Below are 22,188 nucleotides of genomic sequence, written 5' to 3'. Positions count from 1 at the left end.
TGCTCAATTTCCAGAATCTGACGCGATCACTGTGGGAGCGGGCTTGCCCGCGAACACCGGCGAAGCCGGTGCCATGCACCGCGTCGCATGCTTCGCGGCGGTTCGACGCCTCGACACGCCCGCTCCCACAGGGTAAAGCGGCGCTTGCTATTGCGCCAGGTTCTAGATATTTAGCAAGACAGTTGCTCCCACAGGATACTCATTCGCCGGTTCAAGCGGATCTGGGCGCTACCACTGGCGTTTGTCAGGCCGGGTAAGCCCCAGCTTCTCGATGCGGTAACGCAGCATGTCCCGCGACAGGCCGAGCATCCGCGCCGACTTGGTGACATTCCAGTCAGTACGGTCCAGCGTCTTGCACACCAGGTCGCGCTCCATGTCCGGCAGGCTGGTACCCGGCTCCGGCTCATGCCTTGGCATTTCGTACACGGTCGCGGTGGGCTGCGCCACCATCGGCTCGTCGATCAAGGCCATGCACAGGTTCAACTGATGCCCCTGCACCACTTCGTTGGGCGCCAACAGCACCGTCTGTTCGAGCATGTTGCGCAGTTCACGCACATTGCCCGGCCAGCTGTAGCTCAACATCAAGGCTTCGGCTTCGGCACTGAAACGCAGGTTCGGCTTGCCGTAACGGCGCCCGTGGTGCGCCAGGAAATGCCGCGCCAGCAACAGTACATCCTGGCCCCGGGCATACAGCCGCGGTACTTTCAGGGCGATGATGCGCAAGCGGAAGAACAAGTCACGGCGGAACTTGCCCTGCTGCACCATCTGCTCGAGGTTGCAGTTGGTGGCACTGATCACCCGCAGGTCGACCTTGCGCTCCTTGACCGCACCGATGCGGCGAATGCTGCGATCTTCCAGCAACTTCAGCAGCTTGGCCTGCAGCACCAGGTCCATCTCGCCGATCTCGTCGAGGAACAGGGTGCCGCCATCGGCTGCCTCCACCAGGCCCACGCGGCGCTCCTTGGCATCGGTGAAGGCGCCCTTCTCGTGCCCGAACAGCTCGGCCTCCAGCAGATTGGCCGGGATTGAGGCACAGTTGAACTCGATGAACGGCCCCTTGCTGCGCGAGCCGTCGAAATGCAGCGCACGGGCCACCAGCTCCTTGCCGGTACCGGTCTCGCCTTCGATCAATACCGGGGGCAGGTCGTCCATCGCCATGCGCCGCTCAGCGTCGAGCACCTGCTGCAGGGTGTGCTTGAGGGTGAGCATCGCCGGCGACTCGCCGATCAACGCCTGCAACCCGGACTTCTGCGCCTCGCGCTCCTGGTAGAACGACAGGGTGCGTTCCATGCGCTCGGCAGCCAGGGCCTTTTCCAGGGTCAGCTTGAGCTCGGCCAGCACCACCGGTTTGGTCAGGTAATGGAACGCCCCCTCCTTCATGGCCTGCACGGCGTCTTCGACATTGCCGTAACCGGTCATCATGATCACCTTCAGGTCCGGCGCCTGCGACACCAGGGTACGCAGCAGGTCGTGCCCGCTCATGCCCGGCAACGAGTTGTCGGTCAGCACTGCATCGGGCTGGGCCCGCTTGATCTGTTCCAACGCCAGCTCCGCACTGTGGCAGAGCGTCACCTCGAAGCCCTTGAGGCTCAGATAGGTGCGAATGTTGTCGCCGAGGATTTCATCATCCTCAACTACCAGGATGCTGTGCTCCATGGTCCCCTCCCGCTGCGATATTGAAAGTGAGGCTGACGCGGGTTCCTTCCTCTTCACGGCTGCTCAGGCTGACCGAGCCGCCAAACCGTTCCATGATCCGCTTGACCAGGGCCAGGCCTACGCCAAGGCCGCCCTGCTTGGTGGTGTAGAAAGGCTTGAACACCATTCTTTCCTGTTGCTGGCTCATGCCCTTGCCGGTGTCGCTGAGCAGCAGCTGCGCACGCTGGCCATCCAGCACGGTGACCTGCGCATGCAAGACACCGCCCTTGGGCATGGCTTCGAGGGCATTGGAAAACAGGCTGTTGAGAATCTGCGTCAACTGCAGCGGCTGGCTGGCCACCCACTGCGCCTGCGGCCCTTCGAAGCTGAACCGCACGCCGTTGCGCTCGATCTGCTGGGCAAAGGCCAGGTGGGTATCTTCGAGGGCCGCCACCAGGTCCACCGCCTCGGCGCTGTCACTGGCCGGGCGCAACGACACCAACAGCTCGCGCACCCAGCGCGACATGCGGTCGACCTGGCTGATGATGTCAGTGATGTTCTTCTGCGCCTGTGGGCTGGCTATTTCCTCCGCCAGTTCGGCGCTGGAGCGGATATTGGCCAGCGGGTTGCGCAAGCTATGGGCCACGGCTGACGACATCTCGCCCAGCGCCACATAGGTTTCGCTGGCCACCAGCCGGTCCTGTTGCTGCTGCATCATGTGCGCAGCGCGGCGCACGATCCAGAACAGCCCAAAGTAGATCAGCGCCCCGCCCACCAGGGTCGAGGCCCAGATCAGCACGTAACCGCGCTGGATGCGCCGCACCAGGTCCTGCGGCTCCTTGTAGATCTCGACCATGGCCATCACCTGCTCGCCCTGGCTGTCGAACAGGGGGATGTAGTTTTCGATGAACAGGTACTTGGGCTCGCGCTGGAATTTCTGCTCTTCCCGGTCGTCCTCGGCCTTGTGGTAACTGGCCGATACCGCCTTGCGCGAGCGGAAGGCGCGGTCCAGGTCGCCGTCGGCTTCGATGCGCTTGCCGATCAGCTCGGGGTTGGTGGACCAGACGATGGTACGGTCACGGGCATAGGCGTTGGCCAGCAGGATGTCCGGCAAGTGCTCGACGTGGTCGAGAAACTCGACCCGGGTCGACTCGGCCAGGGCCGGGCTGACCTGCAGGTGCTGTTGATCCAGCCGCGGGTTCAGCAGTTCACCCATGGTGGTGCCGGGCGGTAGCTGCGAATGACGCACTTCGGCCAGGGCCAGGGACTGGATGAACTGGGCCGTGAGCATGGCATCGCGCTGGACGCTGTCACGCACCACGAAACGGGTCGACACGTAGCCCAGGCCGCCAGCCACCGAGGCGATGATCAACAGGCTGATCACCGAGAACCAGCGCAGCAGGTTGAAATCGCGAAGCGGCACGGCCAGGCCACTGCTGCTGGGCAGTGCGGCGGGTTTTACGGGAACCTCTTCATCCAGCATCTGCATCGCGTCGTTCCCGTACAGGGAGTCCGTTCAGAAGTGTCAGCGTATTGCTACCGATAGTAGCAACTTGATAGCACCTCACCTGGGCGGCAGCCGCCGCCATTTGTCGCGCGTTACCTGCTGCGGGAATTTGCAAGAACTCGGCCAAGCACCAAAACCAATCGTCACATCCATAAAAATCAGGTAGTTATGAGCAATTTGTAAGGCTTGATCTACTAGGCTTCCCCACATTTGGGTAGCCTTTACCCAAAATCTATAAAACCCATATGTTTCAATTAGTTAAAGCATGTTCATGAAGCCATGCATCATCATTGCACCAAACGAAAGCTGAGCGACACCCGGGTGCCATGGCCTTGGCTGCTGCTCAGCCTGACCGAACCACCAAAGCGTTCCATGATCCGTTTGACCAATACCAGCCCGACACCCAGCCCGCCTTGCTTGGTACTGAAAAATGGCCTGAACGCCAGGCGCTGCTGCTGTTCGTTCATGCCCCTGCCGGTATCGGCAAGGCGCAAGGTCAAACTGCGCCGGTCCCGCTTGACCACCTCGATACGCAACCGCCCGCCCTGTTCCATCGACTCCAGGGCATTGGCAATCAGGCTGTTGAAGATCTGCCCCAGCAGCGCCGGGTGGCCGAGCACCTGCACCGGCGGTAACGGTTGCAGGTCCAGGGTTACCCCGCAGCGCGCCAGTGGTACGGCAAAATTCTGCAGGCTTTCCTGCAAGACCTGGGGCAAGTCGACCGGCACCGCTTCGTCGTTCAGCGGCCGCAAGGATTGCAGCAGCTGGCGAATCCACTGCGACATGCGGTCGACCTGGCTGATGATGTCGTTGATGTTGCGCTGCGCCGGGCCTTCATCGAAGGCCTGGGCCAGTTCTGCGCTTGAACGGATGCTGGCCAACGGGTTGCGCAGGCTGTGGGCCACCGCCGAAGATACCTCGCCCAGAGCCACGTAGGTCTCGCTGTTGATCAGGCGCTTCTGTTGCACCGCCATCACGCGCGCGGCGCGGCGCATGATGCCGTACAGGCCGATGTAGACCAGCGCAGCACCGACGGTGATGGCCAGCCAGATGAGAATCAGCCCGTGCTCGATGCGCACGATCAGGTCGTGGGGTTCCTTGTAGATCTCCACCATCGCCGTCACGGTATCGCCATCGGCATCGAACAAGGGGATGTAATTTTCGATGAACAGCTGTTCCGGCGGGACCACGAACTTCTGTTCGGCACGTGCCTGCTCGAAATTGTGGTAACTGGCCGAAACCCGCATCTTGTACTCGAAGGCCCGGTCCAGGTCATCATCACTTTCGATCAGCTTGCCCACCAGCGCCGGGTTGGTCGACCAGATCACCGTCCGGTCCGGGGCATAGATGTTGGCCAGCAGCATGTCCGGCAGGTGGGCGATATGGTCAAGGAACTCACCGCGGGCCTTGCGCCGGGCTTCCGGGTCGACATCGGGCATGAGCGTCCGGTCGGTGCGTGGATCGAGCAGCTCGCCCATGGTGCGCACATTGGGGATCGACACATGGCGCACTTCGGCATCGGCGATCGAGGTGATGAACTGCGCGGTGAGCAACGCGTCGCGCTCGATGCTCTCATCGATGATGAAGCGGCTGGAAATCAGCCCCAGGCCGGCCGCCACCGACAGGATGATCGCCAGGCTCACCCAGGCATACCAGCGCAACAGGTTGAACGGTCTGCGCGGGGCGGCGGGTTCGTTGCCCGCAGGCGCCTCGGTTGCTTCGGAACGGGGGGCGATGTCCATGACCGGACTCCACTGCTGGGCACCTTTGAAAGGTTATAGCCCAGAGTTGGGTAACCTTGGCATTGATTGGGGACGAGTTGCACCACTTTCGCGATGCAAGGCCCGTTCAGAGCGGCGAATCATCGGCCAGCCCCTGCAGCTTGCGGTATTCGCGCAACACGTTTGGCACATAGCGGCGGGTCTCGGCGAACGGCGGTACCGCTCCGCGCCGGCGCACGGCATCGGGGCCGGCGTTGTAGGCGGCCACGGCCAGGGTGATGTCATTGTCGAACAGCGTCAGCATGCGCTTGAGGTAGCGCGCGCCGCCCTGCACGTTGTCTTCGGGGTCGAGGAGGTTTTCCACGCCCATCTCCTTGGCCGTGTCCGGCATCAGCTGCATCAGCCCCACCGCCCCGGCCGCCGAACGGGCCTTGGGATTGTAGCCTGACTCGGCCTTGATCAACGCATGCAGCAGCGCCAGCGGCACATCGTAGTCGCGGGCCGCCGCCGCCACCAGCTCGGCATAGGGCCGCCCGGTGATCAACTGCGCGTCGGCCGGGCCGGCCTGGGCAAGGGGCTCGCTGATCACCCGTTGGTAATGGCGTCCTGGCCGGTGGACGTTGCTCAGTACATAGCTGCCATTGGCATCGACGGAAATGTACATGTCGGCCTGGGCGCATGCCGCCACCAGCCAGGTCACTACCAGGATCACCACACGCATGTCGGTCGCCTCCCCGCCGTGCCCCCCGATCTGGGGGAAATGCCCCGGAAAACCCGGGCTTTTGTGCAACGACGCAAGCACCGTGCCGCTTGCCATGGCGCATGGCGCAAGGCCCCGAGGCAGACGTGCACGGCTGTTGCATGGGGCTTGGAAAAGCGTGTCCCCATGCAGCGGAGGGCTTCACCATGCAGCGCAAATCCAACCCCCAACGGGGCTTTACCCTGCTTGAACTCCTGGTCGTCCTGGTGGTGCTCGGTTTGTTGGCCGGTATCGTCGCGCCCAAGTACTTCAGCCAGCTCGGTCGCTCGGAAGCCAAGGTGGCGAAGGCGCAGATCGAAGGCCTGGGCAAGGCCCTGGACCTGTACCGCCTGGAAGTGGGCCATTACCCCAGCAGCGAGCAAGGCCTGCAGGCCCTGGTCACCGCCCCCAGTGGCGAGGCGCGCTGGTCGGGGCCTTACCTGCAGAAGGCGGTGCCGCAGGACCCGTGGGGTCGCCCTTACATCTACCGTCAGCCCGGCGAAAACGGGGGGGAGTACGACCTGCTGTCGATGGGCAAGGACGGCCAGCCCGGCGGCGATGGCGAAAACGCTGAAATCACCAGTTGGCAATGAGGAGAACGGACATGCGCTACAGCCTCAAGGCCCTCGGCAGGCAGGGCATCGTGCAGATACAGATCGACGCCGAAGACGCCGAGCACGCGCGTCGCCAGGCCGAACACCAAGGGTTGCGGGTGGTCAGCGTGCGCGGCCAGGGCAAAACCCTGGGTGGCCTGGCCTGGCGCCGGGCGGCGACATTCGACCTGGTGCTGTTCAGCCAGGAGCTGACCACCCTGCTGCACGCCGGCCTGCCGCTGATCGATGCCCTGGAGAGCCTGGCGGAAAAGTCCCCCGTCGGGGCCACACGCAAGGTCCTGACCGAGCTGGTGCGCCAGCTCTATGAAGGCCGCTCGCTGTCGCAGTCGCTGGCACAGCAGCCGCGGGTGTTCCCGCCCCTGTACGTGGCGCTGGTGCAGTCCAGCGAACGTACCGGGGCGCTGGGCGATGCCCTGGCCCGCTACATCGGTTATCGCCAGCGCCTGGACCTGGTCCGGCAGAAACTGGTGGGCGCCTCGGTCTACCCGTTGCTGCTGTTGCTGGTGGGCGGCGGCGTGGTGCTGTTCCTGCTCGGCTATGTGGTGCCGCGCTTCAGCCTGGTGTTCGAAGGCATGGGCAGCGAACTGCCCTGGTTGTCGCGGATACTGATGGATGTCGGCCTGTTCCTGCACGCCCAGCAGCTGCCGCTGGCACTGGCGGTTGCAGGTGGCATCGGTACGCTGGTGGTACTGCGCCGCAACCCGCTGGTAAGGCGCTGTGCATCACGCCAACTGCGGCGCCTGCCCGCCTTGCACCAGCGCCTGGTGATGTATGAACTGGCGCGGTTCTATCGCTCGCTGGGGATCCTGCTGCAGGGCGGCATCCCGATTCTCACCGCCATGGGCATGGCCCACGGGCTGCTCGGCAGCGCGTCGGCGCAGGGCCTCGAGCAGGCCAGCCGGCGTGTGGGTGAAGGGCTGCCGTTGTCGGATGCACTGGAGGCCGGCCAGCTGGTCACCCCGGTGTCGCTGCGCCTGCTGCGGGCGGGGGAACAATCGGGAAACCTGGGGGAAATGCTCGAACGCTGCGCGGATTTCCATGATCAGGAAATCGGCCGTTGGGTGGAGTGGTTCGTGAAACTGTTCGAACCGCTGCTGATGACCTTCATCGGGCTGCTGATCGGCGGGATCGTGATCCTGATGTACATGCCGATCTTCGACCTGGCTTCAAGTATTCACTGACCTCAATAGTCGAAGCGATCCACCGCTCGCCGCCGTTCGTTGTCGTCACGCCGGTCATAACTGGCGGTGGTCTGGATGTTGGCATGGTGCGCCAGCTTCTGCGCAATCGACAGGTCATGCTCTTCGATCACCCGGGTGATGAATGCCCGGCGAAAATCATGGGGCATGATCTTCACCCCCACCTGGGCGCCGCGCTGGCGGGCGATGTAATAGATAGCATGCTTGGTGATGCGCGCGCGGGTGATGTGGTTGCCACGGCGGATGCGGTTGAACAGGAACGGGTCGTCCGACGCCCCTTCGGGCAGCGCCTGCCGGCGCAGGTCCAGCCAGGCCTGCAGCTTCTCGAACGCCCAGGCCGGGGCGTACTTGATCAACTGCCGGTTGCCCTTGCCCGTGACCTGCAGGCTGCGCGCCTCGAAGTCGACCTGGCTGAGGTCGATATCCACCGATTCCGATTTGCGCATGCCGGTACCGTAGAGCAAGGCGATGATGGCGGCGTCACGCACACCCTGCGGCCGTGGGTCGGCCTCGCACAGGTCCATCAGTTCGCGAATCAGGCTGCGCCGCAAGTTGCGCCCGGGCGGCAGGCGGCTGCCGGACGCCGGCTTCACTTCACGGATGCGCAACAACTGCTCATGGTCGATCAGCCCTTGGCGCCATGCCTCGTTCATCACCCCGCGCACGGCATTCACATACAGCGACGAGCTGTTCGGTGCATAGCCATCGGTACGTAATGCCGCGACCAGCGCAATCACATGACCAGGCTCGAGCCGGTGCCATGGCACATCGACGAGGTTGCAGTCGACGAAACCGAGCCGGTCGGCGGCGTCCTGGAGGATGTAACGCATGGTCTGCTGGCTGGACGGAGCCAGCCGGGCCAGGTATTGCAGCAGTGGATTTTGCGAAAGGTCGGACAAAACGTGAATCCTGGAGCGAATCGAAGCAACGGCGCGCAATGGTACCGCAAACCCAGCGACTTGATCGAACCCATGGCTTGGCAAGTGATCTGTGGTCTAGAGTTCACACCAAGCACCCACCCACGAGCGCCCATGGTTCTTCACCGCCTGACCCGTACCCACCCCCGCCTGAGCATCGCCGCACTGGTCGGCGTGCTTGGCGCCTGGCTGATCCCTGCCGACGATACTGTCCAGCGCATCCTTGCCGGCTGGAACCTGGGCGTATGGCTGTATCTGCTGCTGGTCCTGTGGCTGAGCTGGCGAGCCAGCCCCGACAAGGTGCGCACGGTCGCCCGTGTCGAGGACGAAAACGCCGGCCTGGTGCTGTTCACCGTGTGCATCGCCGCCATCGCCAGCCTGGCCGCAGTCACCCTGCAGCTGGTTTCCAGCCGCGGCCTGCAAGGCAGCGCGCTGGCCGTGCACTATCTGTATACCGGGCTGACGGTGGCCGGTTCATGGCTGCTGATAGGCTGCATCTTCAGCTTGCACTACGCCCGCCTGTTCTACACCGGTGAGCGCAGCGCACCGGCACTGCGCTTCCCCGACGGTGAGTGCAACCCGGATTACTGGGACTTCCATTACTTCTCGTTCACCATCAGCGTTGCCGTGCAGACTTCCGATGTCGGCGTCGGCGGGCGCGGCATGCGCCGGGTGGTGCTGGCGCATTCACTGGTAGGCTTTGTGTTCAACACGGCGATTCTGGGCTTCACCATCAATATTGCGGCAGGCCTGCTCGGCTAGCACTCGCCCAGCGCAGGCAGCGATGCGCCGGCAGGCTTGCGCCAGGCGCTCGGCATCCAGCACCAGCCCCATGCGCACATGGCCCGCCGCACTGGGGCCGAATGCATCTCCGGGCAACAGTGCCACGCCCTCCTCCAACAGCAGGCGCTGGGCGAAGGCCTGGGCGCTGAGCCCGGTGGCACGGATATCGAGCATGACGAACATGCCGCCGGCCGGTCGATGGGCGAGCACCCCCGGGCAATCCGCCAAGGCCGCGCAGACCCGGTCGCGCCGCTGCCGGTAGGCCTCGCGCATCTCGCGTACAGCCGGCATGTTGTGCTCCAGCGCCGCGCAGACAGCCGCCATGACAAACTCCGGCAAGCCGAACAGCATCGCCATGGCCAAGGTTGCCAGATGTGCAATCAAGGGATGCGGGCCCACCACCCAACCCACCCGCCAACCACTCATGGCATGGGACTTGGACACGCTGTCGATCAGCACGCAGCGCTCGGCCATGCCCGGCAGACTCATCGGGTCTGCCGGTTCGCCGTCGAACAGCAAGCCGCTGTACACCTGATCGCACACCAGCCACAGGTCATGTTCCCGACACAGCTGCGCCAGCAGCGCCATGTCTTGCGGCGAGATGGCGGCACCCGTCGGGTTGTGCGGGGTGTTCAGCAACAGGCCACGGGTGCGTGGGGTAATCGCCCGGGCCACCGCCATCGGGTCAAGGCGAAAGCCCTGCTCCGGGCTGACCGGAACCTGCACGGGCTGCGCCCCACAGGCGCCTAGCACGCCCTGATAGGTCACATACATGGGCTCGGCGACAATCACCTCGTCACCGCCTTCGAACAGGCACTGGCACACTGCGTACAGCGCGCACTGGGCACCGGCCAGGACCATCACCTGGTCGGCCGAAACGTGCGCCCCGGTGCGCCGGGCAATCGCCTGGCGCAGGGCCAGGCTGCCGTGCACGTCACTGTAATGGGTTTCGCCGCGCTGCAGGCTGGCAATCGCAGCGTCGACCACTGACACTGGCGTGTCGAAATCCGGGTCCCCCACCGTCAGCAGGAAGATTTCGCGCCCTTCGCGGCGCAATGCCTGGGCCTGGTAGTGAATATCCCACGCCGCGACGGCTTCGCCGGCGATGCGATGGGTGAGCGTGGAATAACGCATGACTGTCTCCCTGTCTGCCCAGCTCGCACCGCTCGTCCGAAAACGCTGTGCGCCGAATGAGGGTAAAAATAGCAGAGCAAAGCCTTGACCATGCCGCCTTCGTGCAGTGAAAACGTTTGCGTGGCCATTTGCCGTCAGACGGCTCGCATGACCGCTCTGTGACTGCTGTCATGCATTAATACATTTGTCTTGTTTTGCCCCGAACATTACCTGTGGCAGGTGCTATGGTTAGGTTCCCGGCGCCGAACGAACGGCTACCGAATCACCGCGTCCAGGCAAGGACAAGGAGGCTGGCTTGAACAAGATGACGTTCCCCAACGCCTGCCAGGTGATGCGCTGGCATTTCCATCCGCTGGGCTTCGAAGCCAGCATGGATGCACCGCGCAGCATGGTTGCACGCTTGTTTGACCGCGCCACTGGCGAGACCCTGCTGGCCATCGCCGGCATTCCCTGCACGGCGATCATGGCCGCAGCGGATGTCGAACGCATCATCGAGGCCGTGGAGGCCGAGATGGAGGCCTTTGCGCCCCCCTTTACCCTGCTCGATGCGGGTTAGACAACCGCCTCGCTTTCCTCGCGCAACGCCTGCAACTTGCCCATGAACTGCTCGGCCGGCACCGGCTGACCGAGCAAATAGCCTTGCAGCGAATCGCACCCCAGGCGGGTCAGGAAGTCCTGCTGGCGGTTGGTTTCCACCCCTTCGGCAACGATGCGCAGGCCCAGCGCCTGGCCCAGGGCGACGATCGCCGAGACGATCGCCGCGTCGTCGCTGTCCTGCTCCAGATCACGCACGAAACCACGGTCGATCTTCAGCTCGTTGGCCGGCAGCCGCTTGAGGTACATCAGGCTTGAATAGCCTGTGCCGAAGTCGTCGATGGACAAATCCACGCCCATGTCCGACAAGCGCTGCAATACTGTCAGGCTGGCGTCGGCGTCGTGCATGGCGGTGGTTTCGGTAATCTCCAGGGTCAGGCGATTGGCTGCCAGGCCGTTCTCCCGCAAGGCCCGGGCGACGCTGTCCACCAGGCCGGCGTGGCAGAACTGGATGGCCGACAGGTTGACCGCCATGCGCCAGTCCGCATGCCCCTGTTCGACCCACTGGCGCATCTGCCGGCAGGCTTCATCCAGCACCCACTCGCCGATGGGGATGATCAGGCCGGTCTTTTCCGCCAGGCCGATGAAACGGTCTGGCAGCATCAGGCCGTGCTGTGGGTGCTCCCAGCGCAGCAAAGCTTCGGCACCGATCGGTGCGCAGGCCTGGGCGTCGAACTTGGGTTGGTAGTGCAAGCGGAACTGGCCCTGGTCCAGGGCCGTGCGCAGGTCCTGCAACAGCTGCAACTGCTGGCGGGCATTGCTGTTCATCGACGCGTCGAAGAAGCTGTAGCCGTTCTTGCCGGCGCTCTTGGCGTGGTACATGGCAGCGTCGGCGTTGCGCAGCAGTTCGAGCTGATCCTGGCCGTTGCCGGGGTACAGCACGATGCCCAGGCTGGCCGTCAGTTGCAGGTCATGCTCGGCGACGCGGAAAGCGCGTGACACCAGGTTGACCTGCTTGACCGCTACATCCATGGCGTCTTCCGGCTCCTGCAGTTCCACCAGCAGCACGAACTCGTCACCGCCGATCCGCGCCAGGGTGTCCTGGCTGTGCAGATGCCCGCGCAGGCGCGCCGCCACGGCCTTGAGCAACAGGTCGCCGACATGGTGACCAAAGGCGTCGTTGACCGGCTTGAAGCCATCGAGGTCGATGAACATCAGCGCAAAGCAGCCGCCCTGCTCCGCCACCTTGCCAATCGCCTGATCGATCCGGTCGGACAACAGCGTGCGGTTGGGCAGCCCGGTCAAGGTGTCGTGCAAGGCCAGCTGGGTCAGCTCCTGGTTGGCCAGGGTAAGCGAGTGGGCCAGTGCTGCCGTGCGTGCTTCCAGGCGTGCATCCAGCACCGAGGTGAGCAAGGCCACGGCCAGCACCGCCAGGGTGGTGATGAGCACCAGATAGACCAGGCCATCGCCCTGCAACCCGCTGGTCAACGCGCCGCAGTAGCTGCCCTCGGGAAAGTTCGCCGCGGCCATGCCGGTGTAGTGCATGCCGACGATGGCAACCCCCATCACCATGGCCGCCAGGCCGCGCACCTGGCGCACGTACGGAGTGTGCTGGCGCAGGCGGAAGGCAATCCACAAGGCGGCTGCCGAAGCGCCGACCGCAATGGCCAGCGAAGCGCCGAACAAGGCCGGGTCATAATCGATGCCGGGCAGCATGCGCAGCGCCGCCATGCCGGTGTAGTGCATGCAGGCGATGCCGGAGCCCATGATCAACGCACCGAACGCCAGCTGCAGCTTGGGCAGGCTCGGCTGGCTTACCAGCCACAGGGCGAAGCCGGAGGACAACACGGCAATCAGCAGTGACAACACGGTCAGGCCAATGTCATAACCCAAGGCAATGGGCAGGCTGAAGGCGAGCATGCCGATGAAGTGCATCGACCACACGCCGATGCCCATGGCCAACGCGCCTCCCCCCATCCAAAGCTGCACGGCGCGGCCCTTGGCCGTGGCGATGCGGCCGGTCAGGTCGAGGGCGGTATAGGAGGCGAGAATGGCCACGCAGAGTGAGATAAGCACCAGCGCGGAGGAATAACTACCGTTCAGCATTGGAAAATCCAGCTCGGGACAGGGGGGCCCGGAAAAAACTGACGATTGTACTCAAGCTTTGCCGAAACGCACGGGGTTTGTGCGAATGGGAATGGATCCAAAGAATGGAAAAGGTCTTCGGATTGTTTGAAATAGAGCGCTTTCAATGTCAAATGAAGGCATATTGCCACTTGTCGGCTGACTCGCATCTTGTAGGAGCGGCCAGCCGTTGAGCACGGTTCACTCCTGCTGGGCAAACGCCTGTTCGGCATCCCAGCCACCGCCAAGCGCGGCAATCAACTGCACGCTGGCCACCAGGCGCCCTTCCAGCAGGGTCAGTGCACTGCGCTCGTTACTGAGCGCGGTGGTCTGCACGTTGACCACATCCAGGTAACCGATCAGGCCGGCGCGGTACTGGTTCTCGGTCAGGCGCAACGACTCGCGGGCCGCTTCCAGCGCTTCCTGGCGCACCACGGCTTCGTCGGCGTACACCTTCAACTGCACCAGGAAGTTCTCCACTTCCTTGAAGCCGTCGAGCACGGTCTGGCGGTACTGCGCCACGGTCTGGTCATACACCGCCCGGGTGCGGTCAACCTCGGCGCTGCGCTTGCCGGCGTCGAACAGGGTCAGCGCCAGTTGCGGCCCCACCGACCAGTAGCGGTTGGGCAGCTCGATCCAGTTGCTGAAGCTGCTGCTGGAATAGCCGCCGCTCATGCTCAGGCTCAAGTCGGGGAAGTAAGCGGCACGCGCCACGCCGATATTGGCGTTGGCGGCGATCACATTGCGCTCGGCCGATGCGATGTCGGGGCGGCGTTCGAGCAGTTGCGACGGCAGTGCCACCGGGATCTGCGGCAGCGCCGGAATGCGCTTGCTGTCGGCCAGGGAGAACTCGGCCGGGGCCTTGCCGAGTAACACGGCGATGGCGTTCTCGAACTGTGCACGCTGCCAGATCAGGTCGATCAGGTCGGCCTGGGTGGACTTCAGCTGGGTGCGTGCCTGGGCCACCGCATCCGGGCCGGCGACACCGGCGCGGTACTGGTTTTCGTTCATCCGCAGCGAACGCTCGTAGGTCGCGACGGTGGCCTCCAGCAAGCGCTTCTGCTCATCGATCACCCGCAGCTGCAGGTAGTTCTGCACAAGCTCCGACTGCTGGCTGAGGCGGATTGCGGCCAGGTCGGCGAAGCTGGCTTCGGCACTGGCCTCGTTGGCGTTCAAGGTCTCGCGCAGCTTGCCCCACAGGTCGACTTCCCAACTGACGCCGAGCTGCGCGTTGTAGGTGTTGCGGATGCCGCTGCTGTTGTTGGACAGGCTGGAACTGGAACTGCCGGTACCTTGTGCCGAACGGTTCTTGCTGGCACTCAGGTCCAGGCTGGGGAACAGCGACGCCCGGCTGCTGCGCACCAGGGCCTGGGCCTGGCGGTACTGGGCTTCCGATTGCGCAACGGTCTGGTTGCTGCGGTTGAGTTCTTCGACCAGCGCATTCAACCCGGCATCGCCGTAGATCTCCCACCAGGCGCCACGGGCGATGGCATCGGACGGGTTGGCCTGGGTCCAGCCCTCGGCCTGCTTGTACTGCGCCGGCGTGCTCAGCGCCGGGCGGTGGTAGTCCGGGCTCAGGGTACAGGCGCTGAGCATGGCCACGCACAGCCCGGCGCCGGCCAGGCGTGAGCCCCGCCCACGGGTCAGCAACTGCAAGGCACGGTGAAGTGGGGTCTGGGCGAAGTTCATAGCGGCGTGTCCAGGGCGGCGTCGGTGCGTACACCGCGCCAATGGTTGAATCGGTGACGCAGGCGGTCCAGGTACAGGTACACCACCGGCGTCGTGTAAAGGGTCAGCAGCTGGCTGACGACCAGGCCGCCAATGATGGTCAGGCCCAGCGGCTGGCGCATCTCGGCACCTTCGGCGCGGCTGATCAGCAGCGGCAAGGCACCCAGGATGGCAGCCAGGGTGGTCATCAGGATCGGCCGCAGGCGCAGCAGGCAGGCACGGCGGATCGACTCCTCCGGGCTCAGGCCCTGATGGCGCTCCAGCTGCAGGGCCAGGTCGATCATCAGAATGGCGTTCTTCTTCACCACGCCGATCAGCAGGAACAGGCCCAGCAAGGAGATCAGGCTGAATTCGCCGCCAGTGGCGTACAACGCGAGCAAGGCGCCGACACCGGCCGAGGGCAAGGTCGACAGGATGGTCAGCGGGTGGATGTAGCTTTCGTAGAGGATGCCCAGCACCAGGTACACCAGCACCAGGGCACCGAGGATCATGAACGGCTGCCCTTCCTGGGTCTTGGCGAACGCACTGGCCGTGCCGCCAAGCTTGGCGATCACTTCCTCGGGCAAGCCCAGCTTGGCCACTTCCCGCTCGACCGCAGCCATGGCCTGGTCGGGGCTGTAGCCTTCGGCAACATCGAAGGCGATGTCTTCGGAGGCGAACTGGCCTTCATGGCTGACCCGGTCATTGGCCAGGCTGTTCTCATAGTGGGCGATGGTCGACAGCGGCACCCGCGCACCGTCACTGGTGATCACCTGCACCTGCTCCAGGGTGCTTGGGTCCCAGGCGTATTTCGGGTTGATCTCCAGCACCACCTGGTACTGGTTGAGGCTGTCGTAGATGGTCGAGATCTGCCGCTGGCTGTAGGCGTTGTTGAGCACGGCGGTGATCATGTCCATGTCGATGCCCAGGCGCTTGGCCTGGTCACGGTCGACGACCAGGGTCACCTGCTGGGTGCCGGAGCCGTCACGGGCATCGATGGCCGTCAGCTCGGGCAACGCGCGCAACGCCGCGACCACCTTGGGGAACCACTGGCGCAGGGCCGCCAGGTCGCCGCTCTGCAGGGTATACAGGTACTGCGAGGAGGTCTGGTCACGGCCACCGCCGCCCAGTTGCAGGTCCTGGTCGGCCATCAGGAACAGCCGCCCGCCAGGCACCTTGGGCATTTCCTTGCGCAGGCGCTCGATGACCTTCTGCGCATCGAGCTTGCGCTCGGCGATGGGCTTCAGGCGCACCAGCACGAAGGCGTTGTTGGTGCCGCTGTTGCCGCCGATGAAACCCGCCACGCTCTCCACTGCCGGGTCGGCCAACAGCGCGCGGCGGTAGATTTCCATCTTTGGCTGCATGACGCTGAAGGACAGCCCGTCGTCGCCGCGGATGAAACCTTGCAACTGGCCGGTGTCCTGCTGCGGCATCAGGGTCTTGGGCACCACCACGTAGAGGGCGATGTTCAGGCCGATGGTCGCCAGCAGGCTGATCAGCGTCAGGCGCTTGTGGCGCAAGGCCCAGCCAAGGCTGCGGTCGTAGGCATCGACCATGCGCCGGTGCGCCTTGTCGCTCCAGCGCTGCAAGCGTGTCTGCTCGGCACGGTGGGGCTTGAGCCAGCGGGCGCACAGCATCGGCGTGAGGGTCAGCGACACCACCAACGAGACGATGATCGCCGCCGCCAGGGTGATCGAGAACTCCTGGAACAGGTTGCGCACGATGCCGCCCATGAACAGGATCGAAACGAACACCGCCACCAGCGAGACGTTCATCGACAGCAGGGTGAAACCGACCTCCTTGGCGCCGAGAAACGCCGCACGCATCGGCGGCTGGCCGTCCTCGATATGCCGCGAGATGTTCTCCAGCACCACGATGGCATCGTCCACCACCAGGCCGGTGGCCAGGATCAGCGCCATCAGCGACAGGTTGTTCAGCGAGAAGCCGCACAGGTACATCACCGCGAAGGTGCCCACCAGCGACACCGGCACCGCCAGGCTGGGGATCAGCGAGGCGCGCAGGCTGCCGAGGAACAGGTAGACCACCAGGATCACCAGCACCACGGCGATCAGCAAGGTGTGCTCGGCCTCCTTGAGGGTGGCCTTGATCACCGGCGAACGGTCCATGGCCACGTTCAGTTGCACGCTGGCCGGCAGCAGCGACTGCAGGGCCGGCAGCTGCGCCTTGATCTGGTCGACGGTCTGGATGATGTTGGCGCCGGTCTGGCGGTTGACCACCAGCAACACGGCGCTCTGGTCGTTGAAGAAGCCGCTGTTGTAGCGGTTCTCGACGCCATCGGTGATGGTGGCCACGTCCGACAGGCGCAAGATGGTGCCGTTCGACTGGCGGATCACGATCGGCTCGTAGTCCTTGGCGGTTTCCAGCTGGTCATTGGCGCGCACCTGCCAGTTGCGCTGGGCGTCCTCGACAAAGCCCATGGGCCGACGCTGGTTGGCGTTGGACACCGCCGTGCGCACCTCGTCCAGCGACAGGCTGTACTGGTTGAGCAGCTGCGGCTCGACGGCGATGCGCACCGCCGGCAGCGAGCTGCCACCGATCTGCACTTCCCCTACCCCGCTGACCTGGGCCAGGCTCTGCGACAGGATGGTATCGGCCAGGTCGTACAGCTGGCCCTTCTGCAACACGCTGGAGGTCAGCGAGAGCACCATGATCGGTGCCTGTGACGGGTTGATCTTCTTGTAGGTGGGCATGCTGCGCATGCCGCTGGGCAGCAGGTTGCGCGTGGCGTTGATCGCCGCCTGCACCTCGCGCGCCGCACCGTCGATGTCGCGGCCCATCTCGAAGCCGATGATCACCCGCGTCGAGCCCTGGTTGGAGCTGCTGGTCAGGGTGGTGACGCCGGCGATGCTACCGAGCTTGCGCTCCAGCGGCGTGGCCACGGTGGCGGCCATGACCTCGGGGCTGGCGCCGGACAGGTTGGCTTGCACGACGATCACCGGGAAGTCCATCTGCGGCAACGGCGAGACCGGCAGCAGGCCGAAGCTGACGCCGCCCAGCAGCATGATCGCCAGGCTCAGCAGCATGGTCGCCACGGGCCGGCGGATGAAAGGACCGGACAGGTTCATGCCTCGGCCTGCTGCGCGTCAGCGGCCGGGCGCCAGCGGCGGGCCAGGCGGTCGAAGTACAGGTAGATGACCGGCGTGGTGAACAGCGTCAGCACCTGGCTGACCAGCAGGCCGCCGACCATCACCAGGCCCAACGGCTGGCGCAGCTCGGCACCGGAGCCGGTGGCCAGCATCAGCGGCACGGCGCCGAACAGCGCGGCCAGGGTGGTCATCAGGATCGGCCGGAAACGCAGCAGCGCCGCCTGGTAGATCGCATCCTGCGGGCTCATGCCCTGGTTGCGCTCGGCCTCGAGGGCAAAGTCGATCATCATGATCGCGTTCTTCTTGACGATGCCGATCAGCAGGATGATGCCGATGATCGCGATCATGCCCAGGTCGTTGCCGCTGAGGATCAGCGCCAGCAAGGCGCCGACCGCCGCCGACGGCAAGGTCGAGAGGATGGTCACCGGGTGGATGTAGCTCTCGTAGAGCACACCCAGCACGATATACATGGTCACCACCGCCGCCAGGATCAGCAGCAAGGTGCTCGACAGCGAGGCCTGGAAGGCTTCGGCGGCGCCCTGGAAGCGGGTCTGCACGCCAAGCGGCATGCCGATGTCCTGCTGCACCTGCTCGATCACCTTGACCGCCTCGCCCAGCGACGCACCATGGGCCAGGTTGAACGACAGGGTCACCGCCGGGAACTGGCCGATGTGCGAAATGGCCAGCTGCGCCTGGCGCTGCTCGATGCGCGCCAGCGCCGACAGCCGCACCTGGCCGCCATCGGTGGCCTTGACGTGGATCGATTCCAGCGCCTGCGGGCCGATCACCGCCGCATCCTGTGACTGCAGCACCACGCGGTACTGGCTGGCCTGGGTGTAGATGGTGGAGATCTGCCGCTGGCCGAAGGCGTCGTACAGGGCGTTGGTGATCTGCGACACGGTGATGCCCAGGCGGCTGGCCATGTCACGGTCGATCACCAGGTACACCTGCAGGCCCTTGTCTTGCAGGTCACTGGCGACGTCCTGCAGCTCCGGGCGCTGCTGCAGGGCCTGCACCAGCTTGCCGCTCCACTGTGCCAGCAGGTCGGCATCGGGCGACGACAGGCTGAACTGGTACTGGGTGCGGCTGACCCGGTCCTCGATACTCAGGTCCTGCACTGGCTGCATGAACAGGCGGATACCGACCAGTTTGTCGAGTTGCGGCTGCAGGCGGCTGATCACGTCACCGGCGGTGACATCACGCTCGCCGTGGGGCTTGAGGTTGATCAGCAGGCGGCCACTGTTGAGCGTGGCGTTGTCGCCGTCGACACCGATGTAGGACGACAGGCTCTGCACTGCCGGGTCCTGCAGGATGATCTTGCTCAGGGCCTGCTGGCGCTCGCTCATGGCCGCGAACGAGGTGGACTGCGGTGCCTCGGAAATACCCTGGATCACCCCGGTGTCCTGCACCGGGAAGAAGCCCTTGGGCACCACCATGTACAGCAGCACGGTGAGTGCCAGGGTGGCCACGGCCACCAGCAGGGTCAGCGGCTGGTGCTTGAGCACCCACTGCAGGCCACGGCCGTAGTGCTCGATCATCCAGTCGATCCAGGCACCGCTGGCGCGGTAGAAGCGGCCCTGCTCTTCTTCCCTGGGCTCGCGCTTGAGCAGGCGCGCGCACATCATCGGCGTCAGGGTCAGCGACACCACCAGGGAAATCAGGATCGCCACCGCCAGGGTGATGGCGAATTCGCGGAACAGCCGGCCGACCACATCTGCCATGAACAGCAACGGGATCAGTACGGCGATCAGCGAGAACGTCAGCGAGATCAGGGTGAAGCCGATCTGCCTGGCGCCCTTGAGCGCCGCCTGCAGCGGGGTCTCGCCTTCCTCGATGTGGCGCGAGATGTTCTCGAGCATGACGATGGCGTCGTCGACCACGAAGCCGGTGGCGATGGTCAGGGCCATGAGCGTCAGGTTGTTGACCGAGAAGCCGGCCAGGTACATCACGCCAAAGGTGCCGATCAGCGACAGCGGCACGGCGATCGAGGGGATGATGGTGGCGCTGAAACGGCGCAGGAACACGAAGGTGACCATCACCACCAGCACGATGGCGATCAGCAGCTCATGCTGCACGTCCTTGACCGCGGCGCGGATGGTCTGGGTGCGGTCGGTGAGCACCGACACGTCGAGGCCGGCCGGCAGGTTGTCGGTGATCGATGGCAACAGCGCCTTGATGCGGTCGACCACTTCGATGACATTGGCACCGGGCTGGCGCTGGATGTTCAGCAGCACGGCCTGGTTCTGGTTGGCCCAGGCGGCCAGGCGTTCGTTTTCGGCACCGTCGACGATTTCGGCGACGTCCTTCAGGCGCAGCGGCGCGCCATTGTTGTAGGCAAGGATGAGGTTGGCGTATTCCTCGGGCGAACGCAGCTGGTCGTTGGCATCGAGCATCGACACCCGGGTCGGGCCGTCGAAGTTGCCCTTCGGCTGGTTGACATTGGACGCGCCGATCAGGGTGCGCACGTCTTCGAGGTTGAGGCCGTTGGCGGCCAGCGCATCGACGTTGACCTTGATCCGCACCGCCTGGCGCTGGCCGCCGGCGATGCTGACCATGCCCACGCCACTGATCTGCGCGAGCTTCTGCGCCACGCGGGTGTCGACCAGGTCGTTGAGCTTGGGCAGCGGCATGGTCTTGCTGGAAATGGCCAGGGTCAGCACCGGGGTGTCGGCCGGGTTGACCTTGTTGTACACCGGTGGCGCTGGCAGGTCAGTGGGCAGCAGGTTGCTGGCGGCGTTGATCGCGGCCTGCACCTGTTGCTCGGCAACGTCCATGTTCATGTCCAGGCTGAAGCGCAGGGTCAGCACCGAGGCGCCGCCGGAACTGGTCGAGGCCATCTGTTCGAGGCCCGGCATCTGGCCGAACTGGCGCTCCAGCGGGGCGGTCACCGCGCTGGTCATCACCTGCGGGCTGGCGCCGGTGTACAAGGTCATGACGCGGATGGTCGGGTAATCGACCTGGGGCAAGGCCGACACCGGCAGCAGCTTGTAGGCGATCAGGCCGGCCAGGACGATGGCCAGCATGGTCAGCGTGGTAGCGACCGGGCGGAGGATGAACAGCCGTGACAGGTTCATGCGCCCGCCTTGGCTGCCGCTTTGCCGGAAGGCGCTTCATCGGCCTGGGCCGAACCCTTGGCGTCCTGGCCCTGCAGGTGCTGGCCTGGGGTGGTCGGCACTTGCGAGCTGTCCTCGACCACCTCGACCTTGGTGCCTTCGCGCAGGCGGTCGGTGCCTTCCAGCACCAGGCGGTCGCCGGCCTTGAGCCCGTCGAGGATGACACTGTTCTGGCCATCGCTGGCACCGACCTTGAGCTTGCGGATGTTGACAGTGCTCTGTTCGTTGACCACATAGGCGAAGGTGCCGTCGTTGCCGAACTGCACGGCCGCTGCCGGGGCCATCACCACCTGCTTGAGGGTGTCGGCCAGCAGGCGCACGTTGACGAACTGGTTGGGGAACAGCGCCAGGTCCTTGTTCTCGAAGCGGCCCTTGAACTTCAGGGTGCCGGTGGTGGTGTCGATCTGGTTGTCGATGCTGCCCAGTACGCCGGTAGACTGCAGCTTGCTGTCGCTGCGGTCCCAGGCCTCGACGGGCAGGCTGGCGCCGCTGCGGTAACGCTCGAGCACGGTGGTCAGCTCGGTTTCGGGCAAGGTGAAGGCCACAGTGATCGGCTCGGTCTGGGTGATCACCACCAGGGCGGTGGTGTCGTTGGCCGCCACCAGGTTGCCCAGGTCGAGCTGGCGCAGCCCCACGCGGCCGTTGATCGGCGCACGGATCTGGGTGAAGTCGAGGTTCAGGCGGGCATCGTTGACCTGGGCCTGGTTGGTCTTGACCAGCCCCTGGAACTGCGCGACCTGGGCCTCTGCGGTGTCGAGGGTCTGTTTGGCGATGCTGTCCTGGGCGTACAGGCCTTTATAGCGCGCCAGGTCGACCTGGGCGTTCTTCAGTTGCGCCTGGTTCTGCGCCAGGGTGCCTTCGGCCTGCTGCAGGGCGATGCGGTAAGGGCGCGGGTCGATTTCGGCGAGCAGGTCGCCAGCCTTGACCTGCTGGCCCTCCTTGAAGAGGATTTTCACCAGTTCGCCTGCCACCCGGCTGCGCACATTCACCGTGTTGGTCGCGGTGACCGTGCCCAGGGCCTTGTAGTAGAGCGGGAAGTCACCCACGCGCACCGGCTCGACGCGCACCGGCACCGGGTCGGTGGAGCCGCCGAAACCCGGCCGGCCGCCCATGCCCATGCCCACGCCTTTGCCGCCGCGCCCTCCACCAGCCGCTTTGTGGGCAGGCGTTGCCGCGGGCCACAGCCACCAGGCCAGCAGGGCCACCAGCAGCAGGATCAGCAGGCCGACGAGCCAGCGACGAGGGGATCGGGAATTGGACACTTGCATGGGTTGAACGAACCTTGTTCAGAAATGGCGGCTTGGGAGGTTGAACGATAAGCACTGGCACCGGTATAGCAAAGGCTCTTTACCAG

15 protein-coding genes are annotated in these 22,188 nt (G+C 64.7%); 4 read left to right on the top strand and 11 right to left on the bottom strand.

Features of this window, described 5'->3' with window-relative positions; genetic code table 11:
- Window positions 1–228: 228 nt before the first annotated feature.
- The 4 genes from CAF78_RS24265 to CAF78_RS24250 all read right to left on the bottom strand — a co-directional run bounded on the left by CAF78_RS24265 (window position 229) and on the right by CAF78_RS24250 (window position 5,584).
- Window positions 229–1,656: a sigma-54 dependent transcriptional regulator gene (locus tag CAF78_RS24265; protein ID WP_085678907.1), complete on the bottom strand. Its 1,428-nt coding sequence runs from the start codon at window positions 1,654–1,656 to the stop codon at window positions 229–231.
- Window positions 1,631–3,124 (bottom strand): sensor histidine kinase, encoded by a 1,494-nt coding sequence (locus CAF78_RS24260; protein ID WP_085678904.1) that lies wholly within the window; start codon window positions 3,122–3,124, stop codon window positions 1,631–1,633. Before CAF78_RS24260 ends, CAF78_RS24265 begins: the two co-directional genes overlap by 26 nt.
- Before the next feature lie 305 nt (window positions 3,125–3,429).
- Window positions 3,430–4,884, bottom strand: a complete 1,455-nt coding sequence (locus CAF78_RS24255; protein ID WP_085678901.1) for a HAMP domain-containing sensor histidine kinase — start codon at window positions 4,882–4,884, stop codon at window positions 3,430–3,432.
- A 106-nt stretch (window positions 4,885–4,990) separates the two neighbouring features.
- The gene (locus CAF78_RS24250) at window positions 4,991–5,584 is read right to left on the bottom strand and encodes a transglycosylase SLT domain-containing protein (protein ID WP_085678898.1); all 594 of its coding nucleotides are present in this window, start codon (window positions 5,582–5,584) and stop codon (window positions 4,991–4,993) included.
- Window positions 5,585–5,769: 185 nt separating this feature from the next.
- Between CAF78_RS24250 and gspG the strand changes: the two genes are divergently transcribed.
- The gene (gspG, locus tag CAF78_RS24245) at window positions 5,770–6,195 is read left to right on the top strand and encodes a type II secretion system major pseudopilin GspG (protein ID WP_085678895.1); all 426 of its coding nucleotides are present in this window, start codon (window positions 5,770–5,772) and stop codon (window positions 6,193–6,195) included.
- 11 nt (window positions 6,196–6,206) lie between these two features.
- The gene (locus tag CAF78_RS24240; RefSeq protein ID WP_085678892.1) at window positions 6,207–7,397 is read left to right on the top strand and encodes a type II secretion system F family protein; all 1,191 of its coding nucleotides are present in this window, start codon (window positions 6,207–6,209) and stop codon (window positions 7,395–7,397) included.
- 2 nt (window positions 7,398–7,399) lie between these two features.
- Here CAF78_RS24240 and xerC read toward each other — a convergent pair whose 3' ends face one another.
- On the bottom strand, window positions 7,400–8,314 hold the full coding sequence (xerC, locus tag CAF78_RS24235) for a tyrosine recombinase XerC (RefSeq protein WP_085678889.1): 915 nt from the start codon (window positions 8,312–8,314) through the stop codon (window positions 7,400–7,402).
- A gap of 132 nt (window positions 8,315–8,446) precedes the next feature.
- On the opposite strand from xerC, the gene CAF78_RS24230 reads away from it, so the two are divergent.
- A complete protein-coding gene (locus CAF78_RS24230; protein ID WP_085678886.1) occupies window positions 8,447–9,094 on the top strand; it encodes a DUF1345 domain-containing protein in 648 nt (215 codons plus the stop codon).
- Here the strand turns inward: CAF78_RS24230 and CAF78_RS24225 are convergent.
- On the bottom strand, window positions 9,020–10,249 hold the full coding sequence (locus CAF78_RS24225) for a pyridoxal phosphate-dependent aminotransferase (RefSeq protein WP_085678883.1): 1,230 nt from the start codon (window positions 10,247–10,249) through the stop codon (window positions 9,020–9,022). The genes CAF78_RS24230 and CAF78_RS24225 overlap by 75 nt on opposite strands.
- A gap of 295 nt (window positions 10,250–10,544) precedes the next feature.
- On the opposite strand from CAF78_RS24225, the gene CAF78_RS24220 reads away from it, so the two are divergent.
- On the top strand, window positions 10,545–10,805 hold the full coding sequence (locus CAF78_RS24220) for a DUF1652 domain-containing protein (protein WP_085678880.1): 261 nt from the start codon (window positions 10,545–10,547) through the stop codon (window positions 10,803–10,805).
- Here CAF78_RS24220 and CAF78_RS24215 read toward each other — a convergent pair.
- The 5 genes from CAF78_RS24215 to CAF78_RS24195 all read right to left on the bottom strand — a co-directional run bounded on the left by CAF78_RS24215 (window position 10,802) and on the right by CAF78_RS24195 (window position 22,102).
- Window positions 10,802–12,889: a bifunctional diguanylate cyclase/phosphodiesterase gene (locus CAF78_RS24215; protein ID WP_085678877.1), complete on the bottom strand. Its 2,088-nt coding sequence runs from the start codon at window positions 12,887–12,889 to the stop codon at window positions 10,802–10,804. The genes CAF78_RS24220 and CAF78_RS24215 overlap by 4 nt on opposite strands.
- Before the next feature lie 219 nt (window positions 12,890–13,108).
- Window positions 13,109–14,596, bottom strand: coding sequence for an efflux transporter outer membrane subunit (locus tag CAF78_RS24210; RefSeq protein ID WP_085678874.1), 1,488 nt, complete (start codon window positions 14,594–14,596; stop codon window positions 13,109–13,111).
- On the bottom strand, window positions 14,593–17,700 hold the full coding sequence (locus tag CAF78_RS24205) for an efflux RND transporter permease subunit (RefSeq protein ID WP_085678871.1): 3,108 nt from the start codon (window positions 17,698–17,700) through the stop codon (window positions 14,593–14,595). Before CAF78_RS24205 ends, CAF78_RS24210 begins: the two co-directional genes overlap by 4 nt.
- Complete coding sequence (locus CAF78_RS24200) at window positions 17,697–20,795, bottom strand: MdtB/MuxB family multidrug efflux RND transporter permease subunit (RefSeq protein WP_085678868.1); 3,099 nt, start codon at window positions 20,793–20,795, stop codon at window positions 17,697–17,699. The genes CAF78_RS24205 and CAF78_RS24200 overlap by 4 nt, the downstream gene beginning before the upstream one ends.
- Window positions 20,792–22,102: an MdtA/MuxA family multidrug efflux RND transporter periplasmic adaptor subunit gene (locus CAF78_RS24195; RefSeq protein WP_085678865.1), complete on the bottom strand. Its 1,311-nt coding sequence runs from the start codon at window positions 22,100–22,102 to the stop codon at window positions 20,792–20,794. Before CAF78_RS24195 ends, CAF78_RS24200 begins: the two co-directional genes overlap by 4 nt.
- Between the last annotated feature and the right edge of the window lie 86 nt (window positions 22,103–22,188).

It is taken from the genome of Pseudomonas sp. R28(2017) (assembly GCF_002112505.1).
Lineage (GTDB): Bacteria > Pseudomonadota > Gammaproteobacteria > Pseudomonadales > Pseudomonadaceae > Aquipseudomonas.
Note: the sequence above shows the minus strand (reverse complement) of the source record. Positions and strands in the feature narration are given on the sequence as shown.

What these genes read in the sequence shown, in the direction of transcription:
- CAF78_RS24265 (WP_085678907.1), bottom strand. Translation starts at nt 1,656, where the DNA reads ATGGAGCACAGCATCCTGGTAGTTGAGGATGATGAAATCCTCGGCGAC.
- CAF78_RS24260 (WP_085678904.1), bottom strand. Translation starts at nt 3,124, where the DNA reads ATGCAGATGCTGGATGAAGAGGTTCCCGTAAAACCCGCCGCACTGCCC.
- CAF78_RS24255 (WP_085678901.1), bottom strand. Translation starts at nt 4,884, where the DNA reads ATGGACATCGCCCCCCGTTCCGAAGCAACCGAGGCGCCTGCGGGCAAC.
- CAF78_RS24250 (WP_085678898.1), bottom strand. Translation starts at nt 5,584, where the DNA reads ATGCGTGTGGTGATCCTGGTAGTGACCTGGCTGGTGGCGGCATGCGCC.
- gspG (WP_085678895.1), top strand. Translation starts at nt 5,770, where the DNA reads ATGCAGCGCAAATCCAACCCCCAACGGGGCTTTACCCTGCTTGAACTC.
- CAF78_RS24240 (WP_085678892.1), top strand. Translation starts at nt 6,207, where the DNA reads ATGCGCTACAGCCTCAAGGCCCTCGGCAGGCAGGGCATCGTGCAGATA.
- CAF78_RS24230 (WP_085678886.1), top strand. Translation starts at nt 8,447, where the DNA reads ATGGTTCTTCACCGCCTGACCCGTACCCACCCCCGCCTGAGCATCGCC.
- CAF78_RS24225 (WP_085678883.1), bottom strand. Translation starts at nt 10,249, where the DNA reads ATGCGTTATTCCACGCTCACCCATCGCATCGCCGGCGAAGCCGTCGCG.
- CAF78_RS24215 (WP_085678877.1), bottom strand. Translation starts at nt 12,889, where the DNA reads ATGCTGAACGGTAGTTATTCCTCCGCGCTGGTGCTTATCTCACTCTGC.
- CAF78_RS24210 (WP_085678874.1), bottom strand. Translation starts at nt 14,596, where the DNA reads ATGAACTTCGCCCAGACCCCACTTCACCGTGCCTTGCAGTTGCTGACC.
- CAF78_RS24205 (WP_085678871.1), bottom strand. Translation starts at nt 17,700, where the DNA reads ATGAACCTGTCCGGTCCTTTCATCCGCCGGCCCGTGGCGACCATGCTG.
- CAF78_RS24200 (WP_085678868.1), bottom strand. Translation starts at nt 20,795, where the DNA reads ATGAACCTGTCACGGCTGTTCATCCTCCGCCCGGTCGCTACCACGCTG.
- CAF78_RS24195 (WP_085678865.1), bottom strand. Translation starts at nt 22,102, where the DNA reads ATGCAAGTGTCCAATTCCCGATCCCCTCGTCGCTGGCTCGTCGGCCTG.